Source organism: Streptomyces yangpuensis (genome assembly GCF_024666385.1).
In the GTDB taxonomy this organism is placed as follows: Bacteria; Actinomycetota; Actinomycetes; order Streptomycetales; family Streptomycetaceae; genus Streptomyces; species Streptomyces yangpuensis.
In genome coordinates this window covers 4,089,523-4,111,727 of record NZ_CP102514.1, presented here as the reverse complement: position 1 = coordinate 4,111,727, position 22,205 = coordinate 4,089,523, and the positions used below count along the sequence as shown (strand labels likewise).

The 22,205-nt window shown below is 71.6% G+C and carries 23 protein-coding genes; 11 read left to right on the top strand and 12 right to left on the bottom strand.

Features of this window, described 5'->3' with window-relative positions:
* Positions 1-37 precede the first annotated feature (37 nt).
* Complete coding sequence (locus NRK68_RS18790) at positions 38-919, top strand: arylamine N-acetyltransferase family protein (RefSeq protein ID WP_257856270.1); 882 nt, start codon at positions 38-40, stop codon at positions 917-919.
* A 28-nt stretch (positions 920-947) separates the two neighbouring features.
* Complete coding sequence (locus NRK68_RS18785) at positions 948-1,163, top strand: hypothetical protein (RefSeq protein ID WP_046777919.1); 216 nt, start codon at positions 948-950, stop codon at positions 1,161-1,163.
* 19 nt (positions 1,164-1,182) lie between these two features.
* On the opposite strand, the gene NRK68_RS18780 is transcribed toward NRK68_RS18785, so the two are convergent.
* Positions 1,183-2,010, bottom strand: a complete 828-nt coding sequence (locus NRK68_RS18780) for an NAD(P)-dependent oxidoreductase (RefSeq protein WP_183066723.1) — start codon at positions 2,008-2,010, stop codon at positions 1,183-1,185.
* Positions 2,011-2,194: 184 nt separating this feature from the next.
* Here NRK68_RS18780 and NRK68_RS18775 point away from each other — a divergent pair, with 184 nt between their 5' ends.
* Complete coding sequence (locus NRK68_RS18775) at positions 2,195-2,788, top strand: TetR/AcrR family transcriptional regulator (protein WP_183066650.1); 594 nt, start codon at positions 2,195-2,197, stop codon at positions 2,786-2,788.
* A gap of 33 nt (positions 2,789-2,821) precedes the next feature.
* On the opposite strand, the gene NRK68_RS18770 is transcribed toward NRK68_RS18775, so the two are convergent.
* From NRK68_RS18770 to NRK68_RS18755, 4 genes are all read right to left on the bottom strand, one after another.
* Positions 2,822-3,814 (bottom strand): hypothetical protein, encoded by a 993-nt coding sequence (locus NRK68_RS18770; RefSeq protein WP_183066649.1) that lies wholly within the window; start codon positions 3,812-3,814, stop codon positions 2,822-2,824.
* Positions 3,815-3,909: 95 nt separating this feature from the next.
* Positions 3,910-4,887: an ABC transporter substrate-binding protein gene (locus tag NRK68_RS18765; protein WP_183066648.1), complete on the bottom strand. Its 978-nt coding sequence runs from the start codon at positions 4,885-4,887 to the stop codon at positions 3,910-3,912.
* A 69-nt stretch (positions 4,888-4,956) separates the two neighbouring features.
* Positions 4,957-5,625 (bottom strand): ABC transporter permease, encoded by a 669-nt coding sequence (locus NRK68_RS18760; protein ID WP_257856267.1) that lies wholly within the window; start codon positions 5,623-5,625, stop codon positions 4,957-4,959.
* A 4-nt stretch (positions 5,626-5,629) separates the two neighbouring features.
* On the bottom strand, positions 5,630-6,370 hold the full coding sequence (locus NRK68_RS18755) for an ABC transporter permease (RefSeq protein WP_257856266.1): 741 nt from the start codon (positions 6,368-6,370) through the stop codon (positions 5,630-5,632).
* A 149-nt stretch (positions 6,371-6,519) separates the two neighbouring features.
* Between NRK68_RS18755 and NRK68_RS18750 the strand changes: the two genes are divergently transcribed.
* Positions 6,520-7,482, top strand: coding sequence for an ABC transporter ATP-binding protein (locus tag NRK68_RS18750; protein WP_183066645.1), 963 nt, complete (start codon positions 6,520-6,522; stop codon positions 7,480-7,482).
* 83 nt (positions 7,483-7,565) lie between these two features.
* Here NRK68_RS18750 and NRK68_RS18745 read toward each other — a convergent pair whose 3' ends face one another.
* Entirely contained in the window at positions 7,566-8,675 is a 1,110-nt protein-coding gene (locus tag NRK68_RS18745) for an alpha/beta hydrolase (RefSeq protein ID WP_183066644.1), read from the bottom strand.
* 152 nt (positions 8,676-8,827) lie between these two features.
* Here NRK68_RS18745 and NRK68_RS18740 point away from each other — a divergent pair, with 152 nt between their 5' ends.
* The 6 genes from NRK68_RS18740 to NRK68_RS18715 all read left to right on the top strand — a co-directional run bounded on the left by NRK68_RS18740 (position 8,828) and on the right by NRK68_RS18715 (position 13,814).
* Positions 8,828-10,678: a phosphatidylglycerol lysyltransferase domain-containing protein gene (locus NRK68_RS18740; RefSeq protein ID WP_183066643.1), complete on the top strand. Its 1,851-nt coding sequence runs from the start codon at positions 8,828-8,830 to the stop codon at positions 10,676-10,678.
* Between the two features lie 160 nt (positions 10,679-10,838).
* A complete protein-coding gene (gene folP, locus NRK68_RS18735; RefSeq protein ID WP_183066642.1) occupies positions 10,839-11,711 on the top strand; it encodes a dihydropteroate synthase in 873 nt (290 codons plus the stop codon).
* 25 nt (positions 11,712-11,736) lie between these two features.
* A complete protein-coding gene (locus NRK68_RS18730) occupies positions 11,737-12,180 on the top strand; it encodes a nuclear transport factor 2 family protein (RefSeq protein WP_079025781.1) in 444 nt (147 codons plus the stop codon).
* Between the two features lie 132 nt (positions 12,181-12,312).
* Entirely contained in the window at positions 12,313-12,672 is a 360-nt protein-coding gene (gene folB / locus NRK68_RS18725) for a dihydroneopterin aldolase (RefSeq protein WP_030010912.1), read from the top strand.
* Positions 12,669-13,277, top strand: a complete 609-nt coding sequence (folK, locus tag NRK68_RS18720) for a 2-amino-4-hydroxy-6-hydroxymethyldihydropteridine diphosphokinase (RefSeq protein ID WP_046777910.1) — start codon at positions 12,669-12,671, stop codon at positions 13,275-13,277. Before folB ends, folK begins: the two co-directional genes overlap by 4 nt.
* A gap of 48 nt (positions 13,278-13,325) precedes the next feature.
* Complete coding sequence (locus tag NRK68_RS18715; protein WP_183066641.1) at positions 13,326-13,814, top strand: DUF3180 domain-containing protein; 489 nt, start codon at positions 13,326-13,328, stop codon at positions 13,812-13,814.
* Positions 13,815-13,922: 108 nt separating this feature from the next.
* On the opposite strand, the gene folE is transcribed toward NRK68_RS18715, so the two are convergent.
* The 6 genes from folE to dacB all read right to left on the bottom strand — a co-directional run bounded on the left by folE (position 13,923) and on the right by dacB (position 21,547).
* On the bottom strand, positions 13,923-14,531 hold the full coding sequence (folE, locus tag NRK68_RS18710) for a GTP cyclohydrolase I FolE (RefSeq protein WP_030845998.1): 609 nt from the start codon (positions 14,529-14,531) through the stop codon (positions 13,923-13,925).
* A gap of 106 nt (positions 14,532-14,637) precedes the next feature.
* Positions 14,638-16,662, bottom strand: a complete 2,025-nt coding sequence (ftsH, locus tag NRK68_RS18705; RefSeq protein ID WP_183066640.1) for an ATP-dependent zinc metalloprotease FtsH — start codon at positions 16,660-16,662, stop codon at positions 14,638-14,640.
* Between the two features lie 203 nt (positions 16,663-16,865).
* Positions 16,866-17,426, bottom strand: coding sequence for a hypoxanthine phosphoribosyltransferase (gene hpt / locus NRK68_RS18700; protein WP_030010907.1), 561 nt, complete (start codon positions 17,424-17,426; stop codon positions 16,866-16,868).
* A 65-nt stretch (positions 17,427-17,491) separates the two neighbouring features.
* Entirely contained in the window at positions 17,492-18,571 is a 1,080-nt protein-coding gene (gene tilS, locus NRK68_RS18695) for a tRNA lysidine(34) synthetase TilS (protein ID WP_183066639.1), read from the bottom strand.
* Positions 18,572-18,881: 310 nt separating this feature from the next.
* On the bottom strand, positions 18,882-20,036 hold the full coding sequence (locus NRK68_RS18690; protein WP_183066638.1) for an Rv3626c family coenzyme F420 biosynthesis-associated protein: 1,155 nt from the start codon (positions 20,034-20,036) through the stop codon (positions 18,882-18,884).
* Between the two features lie 38 nt (positions 20,037-20,074).
* The gene (gene dacB / locus NRK68_RS18685; RefSeq protein ID WP_183066637.1) at positions 20,075-21,547 is read right to left on the bottom strand and encodes a D-alanyl-D-alanine carboxypeptidase/D-alanyl-D-alanine endopeptidase; all 1,473 of its coding nucleotides are present in this window, start codon (positions 21,545-21,547) and stop codon (positions 20,075-20,077) included.
* Positions 21,548-21,680: 133 nt separating this feature from the next.
* Here dacB and NRK68_RS18680 point away from each other — a divergent pair, with 133 nt between their 5' ends.
* Entirely contained in the window at positions 21,681-22,175 is a 495-nt protein-coding gene (locus tag NRK68_RS18680) for an inorganic diphosphatase (RefSeq protein WP_030031597.1), read from the top strand.
* Positions 22,176-22,205: the final 30 nt, after the last annotated feature.

Genomic DNA, 22,205 nt, shown 5'->3' with positions numbered 1-22,205 from the left:
CAAAGGGAGTAGAGGCTTCCGCGCCTAGCCTGGCCGGATGACACCGGACTTCTTCGACGGCTACCTGCGCCGCCTCGGCGTCGCCGAACCCGCCCTCGGCGCCCCCAGCGCGGAGGGCCTGTTCGCGCTCCAGCGCGCGCACCTGGAGCGCATCGCCTACGAGAACATCGACATCCAGCTCGGCCGGCCGCCGGGCATCGACCCCGAGCTGTCGGTGCGGCGGTTCGCCGCGGGGCGGGGCGGCTACTGCTTCCATCTGAACGGTGCCTTCGCCCTGCTCCTGGAGTCCCTGGGCTATGAGGTGACCCGGCACCTCGGCGCGGTGAACTCCGACGCCGCGTCGCGGGCGGTCCGGGGCGACCACCTCGCGCTGACCGTACGCGTCGGGGGCGCCGAGTACTGGGTGGACGCCGGGCTCGGGGACATGGGCCCCTACGAGCCGCTGCCGCTGCGGGCCGGCACCTACGAGCAGAATGGTTTCACCTACTCCCTGGAACGGCTGGACCCGCTGGAGGGCGAGGGCCCCGGCTGGTCCTTCTTCGCCTCCGCGGGAGGCGCGTCACGGATGAACTTCCGCGACGCCCCGGCCACGACCGCCGATTTCGAGGCCATGCACGCGTGGCTGTCCACGAACGAGGAGTCGCCCTTCGTGCGGGTCTTCGCGGTGTTCCGCCGCGACGCGGGCGGCGCGGACAGCCTGCGCGGCAAGGTCCTGACCCGGCTGGAGCACGGGAAGCAGGCGCACGAGCGGGTGCTGTCCGGGCCGGAGGAACTCCTCGCGGTCCTGGGCGGGCTCTTCGAGCTGGACCTCGGCGACCTGACCCCGGCCGACCGGGCCGCCCTGTGGGCCCGGGTGGAACGGGTCCACGAGGTGTGGCTGAGCCGGCGGCGGGCGGGTGCGGAGCCGGCACGGGCCTGATGTCGGTGCGGCAGGGCAGACTTGGCGCATGTCCCACTCCCCCCGCCGGGCCTGCCCCGCCTGCGGCCGCGACTGCGCCGTCACCGCCGGCCGCATCGCCCGCCACGACCCGCCCGCCCCGCGGGACCGCGCGGATCTGGTGTCCTGCCCGGGATCCCGCGCGCGGGTGGTGATCGGCGCCTCCGCGCCGACGCTGGACGGCTTCGTCCTGCCCGAGTTCCCCGGGCAGCTGCCGCTGTTCTGAGGCGCCGGCCCGCCCGCGCTCAGGCCGCCTCGGCGGCCAGCAGTCCGATCAGCCGCGAGCTGCTCTCGGCGCCGAAGCCGGCGTCGACCCCGCGGCGGTACAGCTCGGCGTGCGCGGCCAGGATCGTGGTGTCCACGCCGGAGTCGGCCGCGGTGTGCAGGATGTGCTCGACGCTGGCGGCGCACATCGTCAGGCGCTCCTCCTCGCCGCGGTGGTCGTCGGCGTCGACGAGCGCGGCGCTCCCGGTGTAGAAGCCGCGCATGGTGTCGGCGGTGTAGCCGGCGTAGGGCAGGATGTCGGACGCCGTCAGGCCGTTGGCGCGGGCCACGGCGACCGCCTGGTACCAGCCCGTGTAGGCGGTCCAGAAGAGGATCATGTTGAGCTGGTAGTAGAGCTGCGCATAGCCGGGGTCGGCGCCCCGGTAGTCGGTGGCGGCGAGCAGGTCGAGCGCCGTGCGGTGCTCGTCGTAGACCGCCCTCGGGCCGCTGATGAAGATCGAGGAGCCCTCCTGGCCGATGCCGGTGGGCGGTACGTTGACCCCGCCGGTCAGGTACGACGCCCCACGCTCCTCGGCCCACCGTGCGGCCGCGCGGGCCTTGTCCGGGAGGTCGGAGGAGAGGTTGGCGAGCACGCGGCCGGTGAGGTCGGTGTCGCCGAGGGTGCCGTACATGGCCTCCACGTCGATGAGGCTGAGGACGACCAGCGGGCTCGCCGCGACGGCCGCGGCGATGTCCGCCACGCTGCGCGCGCCGCGGGCGACGAGCTCGGCGTCCTTGCCGGCGCTGCGGTTCCACACGGTGACCTCGTAGCCGGCGTCGAGGTAGGCGGCGGCCATGGCCCGGCCCATCGGGCCCAGCCCGACCACGGTGACCTTGGTGTTCTCGGTGTTCTTGGTGCTGTTCACGGAGCTGTTCACGGAGCTCTCCCCCAGGAGTGAATGGCTAGAACGAGCGCTCTATCCAGCGCTCGGTCCGACCGTAGCACGGGACTAGAACGAGCGCTCTATCCAATTTTCCGGGTAGGATCCGGCCATGGCGGCAACAGGGACGACGACAGAGCTGGGAACGCGCGAGCGGCTGGTCCGCACCGCCTCCCGCCTCATGCAGCACGGCGGCTACGAGAACACCCCGGTCAAACAGCTCGTCCGGGAGGCCGGAGCCACGCTGGGCTCGCTGTACCACTTCTTCCCGGGCGGCAAACAGGAACTGGCGGTGGCCGCGATCCACTTCGGCGACGAGGAGTTCGCCGCGCTGCTGCGCGCCGGCCTCACCGCGCACCCCGACCCGGCGGAGGCCGTGGAGGCGGTCACGGGCCTGCTCGCGGAGGCCCTGGAGGCGTCCGACTGGCTCGACGGCTGCCCGGTGACGGCCACCGCCCTGGAGACGGTCGGCCGCCTCCCCGACCTGCAGGCGGCCTGCGCCCGCGCCTTCGCCAACTGGCGGGAGCTGGTGGCCGCGAAGCTCCTGGCCTCCGGCTACCCGGAGGAGGAGGCGCGGGACCTGGCGATCACCGTGGTGAACACCCTGGAGGGCGCGGAAATGACCTCACAGGTCACCCGGAGCCGGACCCCGCTGCTGGTGGCGGGCCGGCACCTGGCCCGCCTGGTGGCCTCGTACCGGCCCTGACCGCGGGCCCACCGGGGCCGGACGGGGCGCGGACTACGAGATCGCGGTGCGCAGCCGGACCACGTCGACGGGCTCGGTCTCGTCGTGGGCCGTCAGGTCGATGACCTGGCCCACCGCACGGGTCTCGTCGGTCGGCGGCTTGAACTCCGGCTCGGCCGTCTCCTGCGCGGACTCCGCCTTGTGCACGGCGAGGGCCTCGGCGCCCACGACGTCGGCCAGGTCCTCGTTCTGGACCGCCTCGATCGCCGCGCGGGCCTGCGCCGAGTTCTTCGTGCCGAAGAAGTCGAAGCCGCCCTCGACACGGGAGGCCGTACGCCGCTGGGCCGCGTACGGTGCCACGGCCGCCGCCGGACGGCGGGCCGGGACGGAGGCGGCCGCCGCCGACGCGGGCAGCTCCCCCACGGCCCGCGCCTTGGGCAGCGCCCGCTCCTGGGCCTTGCGGGCCAGCGCCGCCATGGCCGCGTGGGCGCGGGCGTAGCCGACGGAGGTGGGCGCGCCCGCCGAGGTGCGCTCCTCGGAGACGGCCGGAAGCTGCTTCGGGTCGGCCGGGGCCGTGGCCGCCGAGGCCTCGATGGCCAGCAGCCGGCGCTTCTCCAGCGCGCTGGCGCGCTCGGTCTCGGCGGTCGCGTAGCGGCGCAGCAGCGCCGCGTGCTCGCCGCGCAGGCCCGCCAGTTCGACGCGCTTGGCGCGCAGCTTGGCGTCGAGCCTGGCCCGCAGCGCCCGGGCCTCCTCGAGGTCGGACTCCAGTTCGGCTATGCGCTCGTCGGTGCGCCACTCGTCCTTGACCCGCTCGCGGGCGAGTTCGGCCACCCGGCGGCCCGCGGCGCGGTCCCAGGCCCGCATCACGACGGCGCCGGCGATCCCGGCGGCCGCGGCGACGGCCACGAGGAGCCTCAGCGCGGTGCCGTCGTCGGGACCGGCCAGCAGCCAGGCGGCGCCGACGCTGGTGACGGAGACACCTGCGACGGCCGTCGGCGTGAGCAGCCGGTGCAGGGGTTCGGGATTGCGGTGGCGTCCACGGGGCATGGCCTGAAATTTACAGGGCGTGGGGGTCGTGCGGGATACCACCCGGCAATATGTTCCCGGGCAGTTACCCCGCATTCCCCTTCGACCGGTGGCCGCTACTTCTTCAGAAGGCCCTTCGCCTCCAGGTAGGCCTTCGCGACATCGGCCGGCTTGGCGCGCTCGGCGTCCACCTTCCGGTTGAGGTCGACCAGGTCGGCGGTGGTGAGCACCTTGGTCAGCTTGTCCAGCGCGGCCGCGACCTCGGGGGCGCCGGCGTCCTTGGCGTTGACCACAGGCAGCACGTTGTCGGCGTTCTGGAGCTTCTTGTCGTCCTCCAGCAGGACCAGGCCGAAGCTGTCGAGGGTGGCGTCCGTGGTCGTGGTGAGCACGAGCTGGTCGACGCCGTCCTTGACGGCCTGCTTGGCCTGCGGGGTGCCGACGCCCTTCGGGTCGATACCGGAAACTTGAATTCCGTATGTCTTCGTCAGTCCGGGGCCGCAGAAGGGACGGACCGCGCATTCGTCGCCCGCCGCGATCTTCACCTGCAGTCCCGACTTACCAAGATCGGAAAGCGACTTGAGGTTGTTCTTCGCGGCGAATTCCTTGGTCACCGCGAATGCGTTCTGGTCGACCGCCGCGCCCGCGGGCAGCACCTTCAGCCCGAGCGGGGCCGCGAGCTTCTCCAGGCCCGCCACCGTCGCCGCGACGTCGCTCGACGCGACGGGCTTCTCCTCGGGTGCCTTCGGCCCGTTGACCTTGGCATTGAGGAACTCCGCGAGCGTGGCCGCGTACTCCGGGACGACGTCGATCTCGCCCTTCTCCAGCGACGGCTCGTACAGCTCACGGTTGTTGACCGTCTTGACGGACGTGCTGTAGCCGGCGTCCTTCAGAACCTGCGCGTACAGCTCCGCCAGCACGTTCGACTCGGTGAATCCGGCCGCGCCGATCACCAGGCCGCCCTTGCCGTCCGCGGCCGGGGCCGCGCCGCCGCCGTCCTTGCTCTTCTCCAGGCTGTCACCGCCGCACGCGGCCAGCGACACCGTCAGGGCCAGGACGCCCAGGGACGCGCCGAGGACGCGCGTGGTCTTGGTCATGGACTTGCTCCGTTCGAAGAGAGGAGAAGGGGAAGGAGGGGAAGAAGGGGGACGGGACGGGGACGGGGATCAGCGGTGGGCGCCGGCCCGGGGCAGCAGCCGGTCCGCCGCCACCAGCACGCCCTCCACCAGCAGCGCCAGCGCCGCCACGAGCAGGGCCCCGGCGACGACCTGCGGGGTGTTGTACGTGTTGAAGCCGGCGGTGATGATCCGGCCGAGACCGCCCTGGCCGACCATCGCCGCGATCGTGGCGGTCGCGACGACCTGCACGGCGCCCGAGCGCAGGCCGGTCATCACCAGGCCGCGCGCGAGCGGGAGTTCCACCCGCCAGAAGAGCTGCCCGCCGGACATGCCCATCCCGCGGGCGGCCTCCACCACCGAGCGGTCCACCTCGCGCATGCCCACGTACGCGTTCGTCAGCAGCGGCGGTACGGCGAACAGCACCAGGGCGGACACGGTCGGCAGGTAGCCCTCGTTGCGCAGCGGGGAGACCATGAAGAGCGCCAGCACGGCGAAGACCGGAACGGCCCGGCCGACGTTGGAGACGTTGACGGCGAGGGTGCCGCCCCGGCCGAGGTGCCCGAGGTACAGGCCGACCGGCAGCGCGATCGCGCAGGCGATCGCCAGGGCGAGCCCGCTGACCCAGGCGTGTTCGGCGAGCCGGTGCCAGACACCGTTCTCCCCGGCCCAGTTGGCGCCGTCCGCGAGCCACTCCCAGGCCCCTGCCACCGCACCCATGCCGTCAGGCCCCCTTCGCCGGTACCGACGGCCTCGCGCGGGCGCCGTCCCGGGCGCCGTCCCGGGCGCCGTCCCGGACGCCTGCCCGGGTCCACGGCGTGAGCAGCCGCTGCAGGCCGAGCAGCAGCAGGTCCGCGGCGAGCGCGAGCAGAACGCACAGCACCGAGGCGGTGAGCACCTGCGCCTTGAAGGAGCTGCTCACCGCGGGCGCGATGAGGTTGCCCAGGCCGCCCTTGCCGACGATGGAGCCGACCGTGGTCAGCGCGACCGTCGAGACCGTGGCGATCCGGACGCCGGCGAGCAGCGCGGGCAGCGCCAACGGCAGTTCGACCTGCCACAGCAGCCGCCCGGGGCCGTACCCCATGCCGCGCGCGGCCTCCCGTACCTCCTCGGGGACGGCCTCCAGGCCGGCCAGCGCGTTGCGGACCAGGATGGTCAGCGAATACAGCACCAGACCGGTCACGACCAGCGCCGCCGAGAGCCCGAAGACGGGCAGCAGCAGGGAGAACATGGCCAGCGACGGGACCGTGTAGAGCAGGGTGGTGAAGGTGAGCACGGGCGCCGCCCAGTGCCGGCCGCGGCGGGCCAGCAGGGCCAGCGGCACGGCCACGAGCAGGCCGATCAGGACGGACACGCCGGTGATCCACACGTGCTCGACGGTGGCGTCGGTGAGTTCCCGGGAACGGGAGGTGACGTAGTCCCAGCAGATCCAGTCGTTCGCCACCAGGCAGTTCAGCCCCGACACCCATCTCACCCCCCGTCACCAAACGTACAGATGCTCGACCGTACGGCCGTGAACGACCCTAACCCCCCTCACTCCCGGTGGCCGGAATCTTTCGCAGGGGGCAACACTCCCTTCACATACGGACGACGCCTGTGAGGAAGGATGGGTATGTGATCCGATTCGAGCATGTGACCAAGCGCTACCCCGACGGGACGACGGCTGTCGAGGATCTGTCCTTCGAGGTGGCGGAGGGAGAGCTGGTCACGCTGGTCGGACCGTCCGGCTGCGGCAAGACGACCACGATGAAGATGGTCAACCGGCTCATCGACCCGACCTCCGGCCGGATCCTGCTGGGCGGCGAGGACATCGCCGCCGCCGACCCGGTCGAGCTGCGCCGCCGGATCGGGTACGTCATCCAGCAGGTCGGGCTGTTCCCGCACAAGACCGTGCTGGAGAACACCGCGACCGTGCCGCAGCTGACCGGCACCCCCAGGGCCGCGGCCCGCGCCCGGGCGGCCGAACTCCTCGAACTGGTCGGGCTGGACCCGTCGGTGTACGGGAACCGGTACCCGGAGCAGCTGTCCGGCGGGCAGCGCCAGCGCGTCGGCGTGGCCCGCGCGCTCGCCGCCGACCCGCCGGTCCTGCTGATGGACGAACCCTTCGGCGCGGTCGACCCGGTGGTGCGCGAGCGGCTCCAGAACGAGTTCCTGGCCCTGCAGAGGACCGTGCGCAAGACGATCCTCCTGGTCACCCACGACCTGGAGGAGGCCATCCGGCTCGGCGACCGCATCGCCGTCTACGGGACGGGCACCATCGAGCAGTTCGACCGCCCGGCGGCGGTGCTGGGAGCCCCGGCCACCCCGTACGTGGCCTCCTTCGTCGGCGCCGACCGCGGGCTCAAGCGGCTCGCCGTCACCCCGCTCGGGGCCGGCGACCTGGCACCGGCGGAGGGGACGGAACCGCAGGCGTCGGTGCCGCTCGGCGCGACGCTGCGCGAGGCGCTCGCCGCGCTGCTCCAGGAGGACTCCGGCCGCATCGGCGTCACCGACCCGGACACCGGCGAGCTGGCCGGCGTACTGACCCCGGAGGGCGTCCACCGGGCACTGCGCCGGGCCGAGCTGCAGGAGGCATGAGGCAGGAGGCATGAGACGGCGGGCATGAGAAAGGGGCCCGACCCCGGTCGGACCCCTGCTCCCCATGTCGCAGCGCACGGCTGTCAGGCCTGGATGCGGCCGCTCATCCACATCAGCATCGGCGGGATCTCACGGCGCCACGTGTTGAAGTTGTGGCCGCCGCTGTCGAGGATGATGGACGAGACCCGGTCCGGGCCCTGCACCTTCTTGATGAACTTCCTGGTGTCCGCGAGGTTCGGCTCGCCCTTCTCGCTGCTGGTGACGAGGAAGGACGTACCGGCCGGCTTCTTGTTCTCCATGACGTGCAGGATGTCCGCGCGCTTCTTCAGCTTCGCGTCCCCGTGGAACAGGTCACCGGTCGTCGGGTCGTCCGGAGCGTCGTAGTACGCGGACAGCCCCGCGGCGGCACCGAAGGTCTGCGGGTAGTGCGCGGCGATCTTCAGGGCGCAGTAACCGCCCGTGGAGTTACCGATGAAGCCCATGTTCTCGGGCTTCTTGCCGACCCGGAAGGTGTCCTGGATGGCCTGCGGGAGGTCCACCCCGAAGAAGGTCTCGGTCTGCGGCCCGTCGGGGATGTCGACGCACTCGGTGTCGCGCGGCGGCGCCACCGTCGGGCGCAGCATGACCAGGATCATCGGCTTCATCTTGCCCGACTTGGACAGGCTGAAGGCCTTCATCGGGTAGTCGAGCCCTTTGATCAGGTTCTCGGCGGTGCCCGGGTAGCCGGTCAGGACGATGGACGCCGGGAAGTTCTCGTCCTTGTGCTGCGGCTGGAAGTACTCCGGCGGGAGCCACACGTAGCCCGGGCTGGTGATCTTCGACTTCTGCCCGGATATGGCGACCTTCAGGATCTGGCCGCCCACCTGGGGCTTGGCGCCGCCGGGCACGTCCAGCTTCTGCTTGTCGACGACCTTGATGTCCTTGCTGCTCATCGAGTGGTCGACGACCTTGCCCATCGACGTCTCCTGGCCGAACAGGTCGGCCCAGGAACCGTAGAACAGGAAGGACTTGTTGGCCGCGAGCCCCACAGCCGAGAACAGCGCCAGCTGGGTCGCCAGCAGGAGCCCGATCCGGCCGGTGAACGCACGCCAGGTGCGGCCGGAGAGCTTCGGCCAGAACCAGATGGTGGCCGCGAACAGCAGCACACCGGCGAGGACGGCCAGCGCCAGGACCGTATTACTGGTGAGACCCATGAGCAGTCAGTCGACTTTCTGATGGCAGGACTGGAAATTTCCGGCGGAAGAGTGAACCCGTTCCCCGCCGCTGTCGTCCTAAGGGACGCACCACACACCGGAGGCTGTCGCGGCCTTCGGCCACTTGATCTCTCGCGGAGCAACGGGAAGCGATGTCTAGCAGGATAGATGGCGATAAGTCGGGACAGGTTCCGAGCCGGGTCCGCCGAATCCTCAGAGGCCCACAGCCTGAGTCGGTGCCCGGCCTGGTAGGTACGGCCGTCACGATCGTCGGCCTTCTGGACATCGCGGCGGGTGTCTTCCCCCGCTTCCGGCACAGCCGGATCCACGCGGTCACCGAGGTACTCCCGGGTTCCCTCGGCCCGTTCGCGGCCGCCATGTCCATCAGCGCGGGCGTCCTGCTCCTGCTGCTCGCCCACGGCCTCAAGCGGCACAAGCGGCGCGCCTGGCGGGCCGCCGTCGTCCTGCTGCCCGCGGGCGCGGCCGCGCAGTTCGTCTACCGCCACTCGATCATCAGCGTGGTCATCGCGGCGGTGCTCCTCGCGCTGCTCCTGCGGCACCAGGGTGAATTCAAGGCGCTGCCCGACCCGCGCAGCCGCTGGAAGGCGCTCGCGAACTTCGTCCTCATGAGCGCGGGCTCCATAGGCCTCGGACTGGTCATCGTCAACGTCCACCCGGGCAAGGTCGTCGGCAACCCGAGCCTGTACGAGCAGATCACCCACGTCGTCTACGGCCTGTTCGGCTTCGAGGGCCCCGTCGACTACGCCGGCCGGGTCTCCTGGACCGTCGGCTACTCCCTCGGCGCGCTCGGCATGCTGACCGCGCTGACCACCATCTACCTGGCCTTCCGCCCCGAGCACCCGGCCGCCCGGCTCACCGCCGACGACGAGGCCCAGCTGCGCGGGCTCCTCGCCAAGCACGGCGGCCGCGACTCCCTCGGCCACTTCGCGCTCCGCCGCGACAAGGCCGTCGTCTTCTCCCCCAGCGGCAAGGCCGCCGTCACCTACCGCGTCGTCTCCGGCGTGATGCTCGCCTCCGGCGACCCGATCGGCGATGTCGAGGCGTGGCCCGGCGCGATCGAGCGGTTCATGGAGGAGGCCAAGGCCCACTCCTGGACCCCGGCGGTCATGGGCTGCAGCGAGACCGGTGGCGAGGTCTGGACCCGCGAGACCGGCCTGGACGCCCTGGAGCTGGGTGACGAGGCGATTGTCGATGTCAAAGACTTCTCCCTTTCGGGCCGTGCCATGCGCAATGTCCGCCAGATGGTGAAGCGCATCGAGCGCAACGGCTACACCACCAAGGTCCGCCGGGTCAGCGAGCTGACCGAGGAGGAGCTGGAGCAGGTCCGCGGCGCCGCCGAGGCGTGGCGCGGTACCGACACCGAGCGCGGCTTCTCGATGGCCCTGGGCCGGGTCGGCGACCCGGGCGACGGCGACTGCTTCATCGCCACCGCGCACCGCGTCGAGGAGGGTGACACCAGCCCCTTCGGCGACCTGAAGGCCATCCAGCACTTCGTGCCGTGGGGCAAGGACGGCATGTCGCTGGAGCTGATGCGCCGTGACCGCGGCGCCGACCCCGGCATGAACGAGCTGCTGATCGTGGCCTCCCTGGAGGCCGCCCCCTCCCTGGGCATCGAGCGGGTCTCGCTGAACTTCGCGATGTTCCGCTCGGCGCTGGCCCGCGGCGAGAAGATCGGCGCCGGCCCCGTCCTGCGGATGTGGCGCAGCCTGCTGGTCTTCCTCTCCCGCTGGTTCCAGATCGAGTCGCTGTACAAGTTCAACGCGAAGTTCCGCCCCCGCTGGGAGCCGCGCTTCGTGGTCTTCCGCGCCACCCGCGACCTGCCCCGCATCGGCTTCGCCGCAATGCAGGCCGAAGGCTTCGTGACGCTGGCCCTGCCGCGGCTCTTCGCCAGCCGCCGCCGTCCCAAGCCGGTCCGCACCTGCACGCACAACCTGATGGCGTCCGTCCCGAAGCAGGCCGAGCGCGAGGTCCAGCCCGCCTGATCCCCGCCGAATCCGCGACACCCCCCGAAGGCCCGGTCAGCCCCTGACCGGGCCTTCGGCCTGTCCGGCCCGGCCCCGCGGACCTCACGGCCACCGCGGGGACAGGAGGCGGAAACGGTGACAGGGGCTGTCATATCCAGGTCAGCCCTACCCTGGACCCATGAACACGAAGCGCGGAGCCACCGGCAGGGGCCGGGTCGCAGGTCTGCCGGAATGGGACCGCTGCGCGGTCATGGGCGTCGTCAACGTGACCCCCGACTCCTTCTCCGACGGCGGCCGCTGGTTCGACACCACCGCCGCCGTCAAGCGCGGCCTCGACCTCGTCGCCCAGGGCGCCGACCTCGTCGACGTCGGCGGCGAGTCCACCCGCCCCGGCGCCTCCCGCGTCGACGAGGAGGAGGAGCTGCGCCGCGTCGTCCCCGTGGTGCGCGGCCTGGCCTCCGAGGGCGTCACCGTCTCCGTCGACACCATGCGCGCGGCCGTCGCCGCCCGGGCCGTCGCCGCCGGCGCCGCACTGGTCAACGACGTCAGCGGCGGCCTCGCCGACCCCGGCATGATCCCGGCCGTCGCGGCGGCCGAGGTGCCTTTCGTGGTGATGCACTGGCGCGGTTTCAGCGCCGACATGAACAGCCTCGCCGTCTACGACGACGTGATCGCCGAGGTCACCGCCGAGCTGAGGGCCCGGATCGACGCGGTCGTCGCCGGCGGCATCGCCCCCGAGCGGCTCCTCGTCGACCCCGGCCTGGGCTTCGCCAAGAACGCCGAGCACGACCTGGCCCTGCTCGCGCACATGGCCGACCTGTGCGCCCTCGGCTTCCCGCTGCTGGTCGCCGCCTCGCGCAAGCGCTTCCTCGGCCGGGTCCTGGCCGGCGGGAGCAACGCCACCCCGCCGCCCGCCCGCGAACGCGACGCCGCCACGGCCGCCGTCTCGGCGATCGCCGCCCACCAGGGCGCCTGGGCCGTACGGGTCCACGAGGTACGGGCGACCGCCGACGCGGTTCGGGTGGCCCGCGCCGTGGAAGGGGCACTCTGACCCTCATCGAAGGACTAGGAGAACAGTGAGCAGAACCGACATCGAAGCGGTCGAAGAGGTCAACACGGCCTTCTACGAGGCAATGGAGCGGGGGGACTTCGACGCTCTGTCGGCGCTCTGGCTGGAGGATGAGATCTCCTGCGTGCACCCCGGCTGGCCGGTCCTCTCGGGCCGCGGCGAGGTACTGCGCTCGTACGCGCTGATCATGTCCCACACCGAGTACATCCAGTTCTTCCTGACCGACACCAAGGTGGCCGTCATAGGTGACACGGCCCTGGTGACGTGCACCGAGAACATCCTCAGCGGCGGCCCCGCCGAGGACGGCGGGGAGCTCGGCCCGCTCGTCGGCCAGCTGGTCGTCGCCACGAATGTGTTCCGACGCACATCCGAAGGCTGGCGCCTCTGGTCCCACCACGGTTCTCCCGTCCTCACGGAGTCCGACGAGGACGACGAGGAGCCCGCCTCCTGACCCCTACGGCGGGGGCCGGACTGTTTCGCAGGTAAATTCGAAGTCGGACGACGCCGACCGCACTCGGCGCGGGCCCATGGCCGCGGGGCAGCCCCGAGGCCGCAAGCACCTACGAAAGCAGGAGTGATTCGCGTGGATCGTGTCGCGCTGCGCGGCCTCAAGGCTCGCGGGCACCACGGCGTCTTCCCCCGGGAACGCGAGGAGGGCCAGACCTTCATCGTCGACCTCGTGCTGCACCTCGACACCCGCCCCGCCGCGGCCGGTGACGACCTGGCGAAAACCGTGCACTACGGGGTGGTCGCCGAGGAAGTCGTCGACGTGGTCCAGGGCGAGCCCGTCGACCTGATCGAGACCCTGGCCGAGCGGATCGCCCAGCAGTGCCTGAAGCACGAAGCGGTGGCGCAGGTGGAGGTCGTCGTCCACAAGCCGGACGCGCCCATCACCGTCCCCTTCGACGACGTGACCATCACGATCACCCGGAGCCGCGCATGAACAACGGACTGAACGCTCAGAGCGACCCCACCGTCCAGCCGGTACCCGCCGCCGTCGTCGAGACGGTCGACGCGGCGGACGTGACCCTGTCCAACCCGAAATGGGCCGTCATCGCGCTCGGCGCGAACCTCGGCAACCGCCTGGAGACCCTCCAGGGGGCCATCGACGCCCTCGGCGACACCCCCGGCCTGCGGGTCAAGGCCGTCTCCCCCGTCTACGAGACCGAGCCGTGGGGCGTCGAGCCCGGCTCGCAGCCCTCGTACCTCAACGCGGTCATCGCGGTGAAGACCACCCTGCCGCCGTCCTCGCTGCTGGAGCGCGGACACGCCATCGAGGAGGCGTTCGACCGCGTCCGCGAGGAGCGCTGGGGCCCGCGCACGATCGACGTCGACATCGTCGCGTACGCCGACCGCGTCTCGGACGACCCGGTCCTCACCCTCCCGCACCCGCGCGCCCACCAGCGCGCCTTCGTGCTGGCCCCCTGGCACGACATCGACCCGGAAGCCCGGATCCCCGGCCACGGCCCGGTCGCCGGCCTCCTGGCCGGAATCGGCCTGAGCGGTGTCACGCCGCGCCCCGACCTGGAACTCCGCCTCCCCGAGTAGTCGTTAGTAGCCTGTTCACGGCTACTCGCTGAAAGTGGGGACGGGCAAGTGAAGCAACTGAGGCCGGGGATCCTGGCGGGCATCTTCGTGGTCGCCGGGATCCTGTCCTGGGCGGGCGCCCGGCTGTGGAACGCCTATGGCACCCTGCCGGGCGTTCCGCTGGCCGCTCCGATCGTCCTGGGGGTGATCGCCGTGGTGCTGCTGGCCACGGCGCTGTCACTGAAGGCCCGGCTCAAGGCCCAGCGGGAGCGCCGCCCGGGCGCGAAGGGCGTGGAGCCGCTGATGGCGGCCCGCGCGGTGGTCTTCGGGCAGGCCAGCGCCCTGGTGGCCGCGCTGGTGGCGGGCATGTACGGCGGTGTGGGCGTCTTCCTGCTGACCGACTCCCTGGACGTCCCCGCCCGCCGCGACCAGGCCTGGTACGCCGCCTTCTCGGTCCTCGCGGGCATCGCGGTCATCGCGGCCGCCCTCTTCCTGGAGCGCGTCCTGAAGCTCCCCGAGGACGAGGACCCCACCCCGGAATCGCCGGCCCGCGCCTGACCCGGCCACGGGGCCGGGCCGGCCGGCGGCACAGCCCCGGCCGGGCGGCGGCCGGGGCGGGGCACCGGGTCACCGGGTCAGGGGGTCACCGGGTCGGCGGGCATCGCGTCAGCGGGCCATGATCAGGCTCATCGCCTCGTTGCGGGTCGCGGGGTCGCGGAGCTGACCGCGGACCGCCGAGGTGATGGTCTTCGCGCCGGGCTTGCGGACCCCGCGCATGGTCATGCACATGTGCTCGCATTCGATGACCACGATGACCCCGCGCGGGTCCAGGATCTCCATCAGGGAGTCCGCGATCTGCGTCGTCAGGCGCTCCTGCACCTGCGGGCGGCGGGCGAACACATCCACGAGGCGGGCCAGCTTCGACAGGCCGGTGATCTTGCCGTCGGTGGACGGGATGTAGCCGACGTGGGCGACCCCGTGGAAGGGGACAAGATGATGTTCACAGGAACTCATGACTTCGATGTCCTTCACGAGGACCATCTCGTCGTGGCCCAGGTCGAACGTCGTCGTCAGCACCTCTTCGGGCTTCTGGTACAGACCGGCGAATATTTCGCGGTACGCACGCGCCACGCGGGCCGGTGTCTCCAGGAGGCCCTCGCGGTCCGGGTCCTCGCCGACCGCGATCAGGAGTTCACGGATCGCCGCCTCCGCGCGCTTCTCGTCGAACTCGCCGATCCTGCCCTCGTCACCTGTCAGGGTCACTGGGTCGGTCATCTCATCCTCGTTCCTGTCCGCACACGCGGTCGTACAAATGTGCCGCGCCCCCCAGGCTAGAACCTGGGGGGCGCGGCTTCCATTCCGGGTGGGTCGAGCCCGACCGTTACTCGGGGCGGTCCTCCGGAGCCACCTCGATGCCCTTCTCCGTGGAGACCGGCGCGACGGCGGACGTGCCGTTCGCCGCGTTCGTCAGCTGCAGCTCCTTGGGGGAGAGCACCGGCGGACGGGTGGAGGGGGTGCGGCGGGAGGAGCCGGTCCACGCGGGGCGGGCCGGGCGCTTGACGATGGTCGAGAAGATCTCGGCGATCTCCTCCTTGCCCAGCGTCTCCTTCTCCAGCAGCGCGAGAACCAGGTTGTCGAGGACGTCACGGTTCTCGACGAGGATCTCCCAGGCCTCGTTGTGCGCGGTCTCGATGAGCTTCTTGACCTCTTCGTCGACCAGCGCCGCGACCTCTTCCGAGTAGTCCCGCGGGTGCGACATCTCGCGGCCCAGGAACGGCTCGGTGTTGTCGCCGCCGAACTTGATCGCACCGAGACGCTCGGTCATGCCGTACTGCGTGACCATGGCCCGCGCCGTGGCGGTGGCCTTCTCGATGTCGTTCGCCGCGCCCGTGGTCGGGTCGTGGAAGACCAGCTCCTCGGCCGCGCGCCCGCCCAGCATGTACGCCAGCTGGTCGAGCATCTCGTTGCGCGTGGTCGAGTACTTGTCCTCGTCGGGCAGGACCATGGTGTAGCCCAGGGCCCGGCCGCGGGACAGGATCGTGATCTTGTGGACCGGGTCGGAGTTCGGCGAGGCCGCCGCGACCAGGGCGTGACCGCCCTCGTGGTACGCGGTGATCTTCTTCTCGCGGTCCGACATGATCCGGGTCCGCTTCTGCGGGCCCGCCACGACACGGTCGATGGCCTCGTCCAGGACGTGGTTGTCGATCAGCTTCTTGTCCGAGCGGGCCGTGAGCAGCGCGGCCTCGTTGAGGACGTTGGAGAGATCGGCACCCGTGAAGCCCGGGGTCCGGCGGGCGACGGCGCCCAGGTCGACGTCCGGGGCGACCGGCTTGCCCTTCTGGTGGACCTTGAGGATCTCCAGACGGCCCTGCATGTCGGGACGGTCGACCGCGATCTGCCGGTCGAAGCGGCCCGGACGCAGCAGCGCCGGGTCGAGGATGTCGGGGCGGTTCGTGGCGGCGATCAGGATGACGCCGCCCTTCACGTCGAAGCCGTCCATCTCGACGAGCAGCTGGTTCAGGGTCTGCTCGCGCTCGTCGTGGCCGCCGCCGAGGCCCGCACCGCGGTGCCGGCCGACGGCGTCGATCTCGTCGACGAAGACGATCGCCGGGGCGTTGGCCTTGGCCTGCTCGAACAGGTCGCGGACACGCGAGGCACCGACACCGACGAACATCTCGACGAAGTCGGAACCGGAGATCGAGTAGAAGGGAACACCGGCCTCGCCCGCGACGGCGCGCGCGAGCAGGGTCTTTCCGGTGCCGGGCGGGCCGTAGAGCAGCACACCCTTGGGGATCTTGGCGCCGACCGCCTGGAACTTCGCCGGCTCCTGGAGGAACTCCTTGATCTCGTGGAGCTCCTCGACGGCCTCGTCCGAGCCCGCGACATCGGCGAACGTCGTCTTCGGGGTGTCCTTGGTGATGAGCTTGGCCTTGGACTTCCCGAAGTTCATGACCCGGGAGCCGCCGCCCTGCATCTGGTTCATCAGGAACAGGAAGACGACGACGATGAGGACGAAGGGCAGGAGCGAGAGCAGCACGCTGAGGAACGGGCTGGTCTTGTCCGGGGTGACGGAGTACCCGTCCGGGATCTGACCGGCGTCGTACTTGGTCTGGAGGCTCTGGGCGAGCTGGACGCCCTGATCCCCGATGTAGTTGGCCTGGAACTTGGTGCCGTCGTGCTTGCCGAGCTTCTCGCCTTGCTTGAGCTCAATCTTGATCATCTGGCTGTCGCCGGTGGTCAGCTTGGCTGTCTCCACCTGGCCAGTGTTGATCGCCTTGATGACCTCGCTGGTGTCCACCGACTTGTAGCCGCCGCCGGAGCCGACGACATTCATCAACACGACCACGGCGAGGACGGCCAGCACGATCCACATGACCGGCCCACGGAAGTATCGCTTCACGTCCATCCATACGGGGTGCCGGGCACCCCGTCCCTCCTGCCCGTAGGTAAATGCTGCTGTGTGAGTAAAGACTGTTCTTCGGAATGTACCCCTGAATTGTCACCCGCGGCCCGTGGGACGGCTGACAGACCCGCCTTCCCCTGCTCCAACGGCGGGGATCGCCCCCAGGTTCCCCGGCGGCGCCGGGGATTCCCGGGGGCGGGGCGGGGTCAGCCGCCGTAGACGTGCGGGGCGAGCGTGCCGACGAACGGCAGGTTGCGGTACTTCTCCGCGTAGTCGAGGCCGTACCCCACGACGAACTCGTTGGGGATGTCGAAGCCGACCCACTTCACGTCGATCGCGACCTTCGCGGCCTCGGGCTTGCGCAGCAGCGTGACGACCTCCAGGGAGGCCGGCTGGCGGGAGCCCAGGTTCGACAGCAGCCAGGACAGCGTCAGACCGGAGTCGATGATGTCCTCGACGATCAGGACGTGCTTGTCCTTGATGTCGGTGTCCAGGTCCTTGAGGATCCGCACCACACCGGAGGACTGGGTCCCGGCGCCGTACGAGGACACCGCCATCCAGTCCATGGTGAGCGGGGTGGACAAGGCGCGCGCCAGGTCCGCCATCACCATGACGGCGCCCTTGAGGACGCCGACGATGAGCAGGTCCTTGCCCGCGTACTCCGCGTCGATCTTCGCGGCCAGCTCGGCCAGCTTCGCGTCGATCTCTTCCTTGGTGATGAGCACCGACTGGAGGTCGTTGCCCATGTCCTTCTCGTCCACCCGCATCACTTTCGTTGTCGGCCGGGGCTCCGAGGTGTCCCCCGGAGGACTCAACCGTGTTTCAGCACCAATCAGCCCTGCCGGATGACAAGTCTGCCACCCTGCCGCTGGGCCTCCACCCGGCCGGGCAGGTTGATGGCGCCCTGACCGCGCCATCCCGTGATGAGGCGGTCGACTTCCTCGATGTGGCGGGCGAAGAGGGAGCCCGCGGGTGAGCCCGCCGCGACGACGGCCCTGCGCAGCACACGGCGGCGGACGGCCGGGGGCAGGGCGTACAGCTTGGCGCACTCCAGGCGGCCGTCCTCGTCGCGTACGCCGCCCTCCGCCTCGGCGGCCCAGGCGTCCAGGGCGTCGGCGTCGTCGCGGGAGAGCTGGGCGGTGCGGGCGAGGGCCTCCACGACGCCCTTGCCGAGCGCCTTCTCCAGGGCGGGCAGTCCCTCGTGGCGCAGGCGGGAGCGGGTGTAGGCGGGGTCCATGTTGTGCGGGTCGTCCCAGACGGCCAGGGACTGGACCATGCACGCCTTGCGGGCGGTCTGCCGGTCGACCTGGAGGAAGGGGCGGCGGTAGCGGTGGCTGCGGCCGGGGCGGCCGGGGCCACCGGGCCCGCCCGAGACCTCGGGCATGCCGGAGAGCGAGCGGATGCCGGATCCGCGGGCCAGTCCCAGCAGGACGGTTTCCGCTTGATCGTCCCGGGTGTGGCCGAGCAGTACGGCGGCGGCGCCGAGGCGGTCGGCGGCGTCGTCCAGGGCGCCGTAGCGGGCGTCGCGGGCGGCGGCCTCGGGACCTCCGTCACGGCCGACGCGCACGGCGACGGACTCCACCGGGTCGAGGCCGAGGGCGGTCATGCGGGAGACGACCTCGGCGGCGCGCTGGTCGGAGCCGTCCTGCAGTCCGTGGTCGACGGTGATCCCGCCGGCCCGGATGCCGAGTTTGGGGGCCTCGAAGGCGAGCGCCGAGGCGAGTGCCATGGAGTCGGCGCCGCCGGAGCAGGCGACGAGCACGAGTGGCGGGGTGCCCGCGCCGGTGCGACGGTCGGCACGGGGGATCCCTCCGGACGGGGTCCGGGGGAGGTCGGTGAGCTCGGTGAGGACGTCGTGGAGTACGCGGCGGACCGCCAGGCGTATCGCCGCGACCGCAGGATGGGGACCCATGTCCGGTGCCCTTCGATGGAGTTCGGATGCCTCGGAGGCTTCGGGGTGGTGTGCTGGGAGGTGCTTGCCCGGCTGCCCCCGCGGAACGGGAGGATGTCACTCAGAGTGCGTCGATGGTGACAGAACCGAGCCGTTCCCCGAGCATCGCACGCCCTTCTACGACTCACGGTCCCTCGGACGGGTGATGCTGCTTCCCCCAGTGAGACATGTTTAGGCCTCTCCGTCACGTGTGGCACGGGTGAACGGGAGGGAAGCCCCGTGGCCGCGCGGGGCGGGCCCGCCGCTTCCCGGCGGGCCCGTGCTCCCGGCGTCACCCCTGCCGGTGCTCTCCGCCCCCCTCGCTCCCCTTGCCGTGGACGCGGGCGACCCAGTCGGCGGGCCGGTCGATCTCCGCCTTGGTGGGCAGTGTGTTCGGGGAGGTCCAGACCCGGTTGAAGCCGTCCATGCCGACCTGGCCGACGACGGCCCGTACGAAGCGCTCGCCGTCGCGGTACTGCCGCAGCTTGGCGTCGAGGCCGAGCAGCTTGCGCAGGACGGCGTCGAGGCGGCCCGCTCCGCTGGCGCGGCGCTGCTGGAACTTCTCGCGGATCTCGGCCACCGAGGGCACCACCTGGGGGCCGACGCCGTCCATGACGAAGTCGGCGTGTCCCTCCAGCAGGGACATGACGGCCGTGAGGCGGCCGAGGATCTCGCGCTGCTCGGGGGTCTGCACGAGTTCGACGAGGGAGCGGCCCTCGTCGTCGCCGCGCTCGGCGTCGGGGCGGGCCCCCGCGAAGGACTGGGCGGCCTCCCGGATGCGTTCCAGGACCGTCATGGGGTCGACTTCGGTGGCGCCGAGGAACGTCTGGATTTCGCCTTCGAGGTGGGCGCGCAGCCACGGGACGGCCGTGAACTGGGTACGGTGCGTCTCCTCGTGGAGGCAGACCCACAGCCGGAAGTCGTGCGGGGCCACCTCCAGCTCCCGCTCGACGTGCACGATGTTCGGGGCGACGAGCAGCAGCCGGCCGCCCGCCGCGGAGGACGGCAGGTCGCGGGAGGCCGGTGCGAAGGTCTCGTACTGCCCCAGCACCCTGGAGGCCAGGAAGCTGAGCAGCATGCCCAGCTCGACGCCGGTGACCTTGCCGCCGAAGGCTCCGAGGACGGCTCCGCCGGGGGCGTTCGCCCGGCGGTCCTGCATCTTGCCGAGGAGCGGCATCAGCAGCTCCCGGAATCCGGCGACGTTGGCCTTGACCCAGCCGGCCCGGTCGACGACCAGGACGGGGGTGTCGGGGACGGCGGCCCCTTCGGGGATCATCCGGGTGAACTCGCGCACGTGCCGTTCCGAGGTCCTGGCGTGCCCGCGCAGTTCGGCGACGACGGCCCGCGCCTCGTCCCGGGTGACCTCCGGGCCGGGCCGTACCAGCCGGGTCGCGGTCGCCACCGCGAGGTTCCAGTCGACCATCTCCGCACCACTGATGCTCGTCATGCGTCAACCGTACGTGGGCGAGCCGTCCGGCGGACCCCCTACGGAGCGCCCGCGACGGCCGCGGCCAGCTTGTCGAGGCCCTTCTCGGCGCCCTCGGGGCCGGGGCTGTTCGCGGTCAGGAAGGCGAAGGCGAGGAGCCTGCCGGTGGCGTCGACGACGGTGCCGGACAGGGAGTTCACCCCGGTGAGCGTGCCGGTCTTGGCGCGGACCAGGCCGGCGGCCGGGGAGGTGCCGGCGTTGCGGGCGCGCAGGGTCCCGGTGAACCCGGCGACGGGCAGCCCGGTGAGGACGGGCCGCAGCTCGGGGTGGTCCGGGCCGGCGGCCTTGGCGAGCAGGCCGGTCAGCAGGCCGGCGCTGACCTTGTCCGCGCGGCTGAGGCCGCTGCCGTCGGCGAAGCGGGAGCCGGCCGTGTCGACGCCGAGGCCGGCGAGCCGGGCGGTGACGGCCTTCTCGGCGCCTTCGAAGCTGGCGGGCTGTCCGGAGGCGAGGGCGGTCTGGCGGGCGAGGGCCTCGGCGATGTCGTTGTCGCTGTTGGTCAGCATCCGTTCGACGAGCCCGGCCACCGGGGTGGACCGGGTGACGGCCAGCGGCTGGGCGCCGGCGGCGGCCTTGGCCCGGACGGGCTCCCCGGTGACCTTGACGCCGCGTTCCGCCAGCAGGGTGCGGAAGGCGCGGGCGGCGGCCCCGGCCGGGTCGTCGGCGCGGTCCACGGGCCCGGAGGTGGAGTCGTCGGGGCGGCCTTCGTCGGCCGCCAGGGCGGTCACGGGGGCGATGTTGGGGTTGACACCGATCGGGTGCCGTACGGGGCCGCTGTAGAGGCTGTCGTCGTAGGCGAGGGTCACGGTGTCGGTGCCGGCGGCCTTGAGGGCCTGGGCGGCGTCGGCGGCCAGGGCGACGAGGCTGCCGCCGGATCCGGCGGGGCTCTTCTTCTTCGCGGTGAGGGAGGGGTCGCCGCCGCCGACCAGGACGACCTGTCCGGGGGTGGCGCCGGGCACGACGGTGGTCCTGATCCGGTGCTCGGGCCCGAGCGCGGCCAGGACGGCCGCCGCGGTGGCGATCTTGACGGTGGAGGCGGGGGTCATCGCGTCGCGCGCCCCGGACTCGTACAGGACCTGCCCGGTGGCGGTGTCCACGACGGAGGCGGTACGGAGGGTGCCGAGCGCCGGATCGGCCAGCAGCGGCCGCAGCCTGGCGGCCAGCGCGTCGGCGGGCGCGGCGGCGGCCGCCTGGCCCCGCGGGACGCCGGGACCGACGGCGCCCAGCACTCCGGGGGCGCTGGGCGCGGCCTGCGGAAGGGGCCCGGCGGCGGCGCCGCCATCGTGATCTGCGCCACCCGTACGGCCCCAGGAGGCGGCCTTGTCCCGCTCGGCCTTACGCTGGCCGGAGTCCCACGGACCGGCGGCGGTCACCGCTGCCACCGACAGGGCGAGGCCGGCGACGGCCGCACCCGCGGTGAGCTGCCAGGTCTTGACCAATGGCACCTCGGACCAGCCCCTTTCGCGATCACACATATGCGTGAGGGACACTTAACCACTGCGTCTTGCCGCGAGCATGGCACCCCACCCGACAGGGATGGGCCGGACGCGCACGCAGTTGAATCAATGCCGTCTCGAAGCAATGAAGCTGATCATGGAGGAGCAGGACGTGGAGTTCGACGTCACCATCGAGATCCCCAAGGGTTCGCGGAACAAGTACGAGGTGGACCACGAGACCGGCCGGATCCGTCTGGACCGTCGCCTCTTCACCTCGACCAGCTACCCGGCCGACTACGGCTTCGTCGAGAACACCCTCGGCGAGGACGGCGACCCGCTGGACGCGCTGGTCATCCTTGACGAGCCGACCTTCCCGGGCTGCCTGATCAAGTGCCGCGCCATCGGCATGTTCCGTATGACGGACGAGGCGGGCGGCGACGACAAGCTGCTCTGCGTGCCGGCCTCCGACCCGCGTGTCGAGCACCTGCGCGACATCCACCACGTGTCCGAGTTCGACCGCCTGGAGATCCAGCACTTCTTCGAGGTCTACAAGGACCTGGAGCCGGGCAAGTCGGTCGAGGGCGCCAACTGGGTCGGCCGCGCCGAGGCCGAGGCCGAGATCGAGGCCTCCTACAAGCGCCTGGAGGCGCAGGGCGGCCACCACTGAGCTCGCGCTCGGCGGTGACGGGCCGGGGCG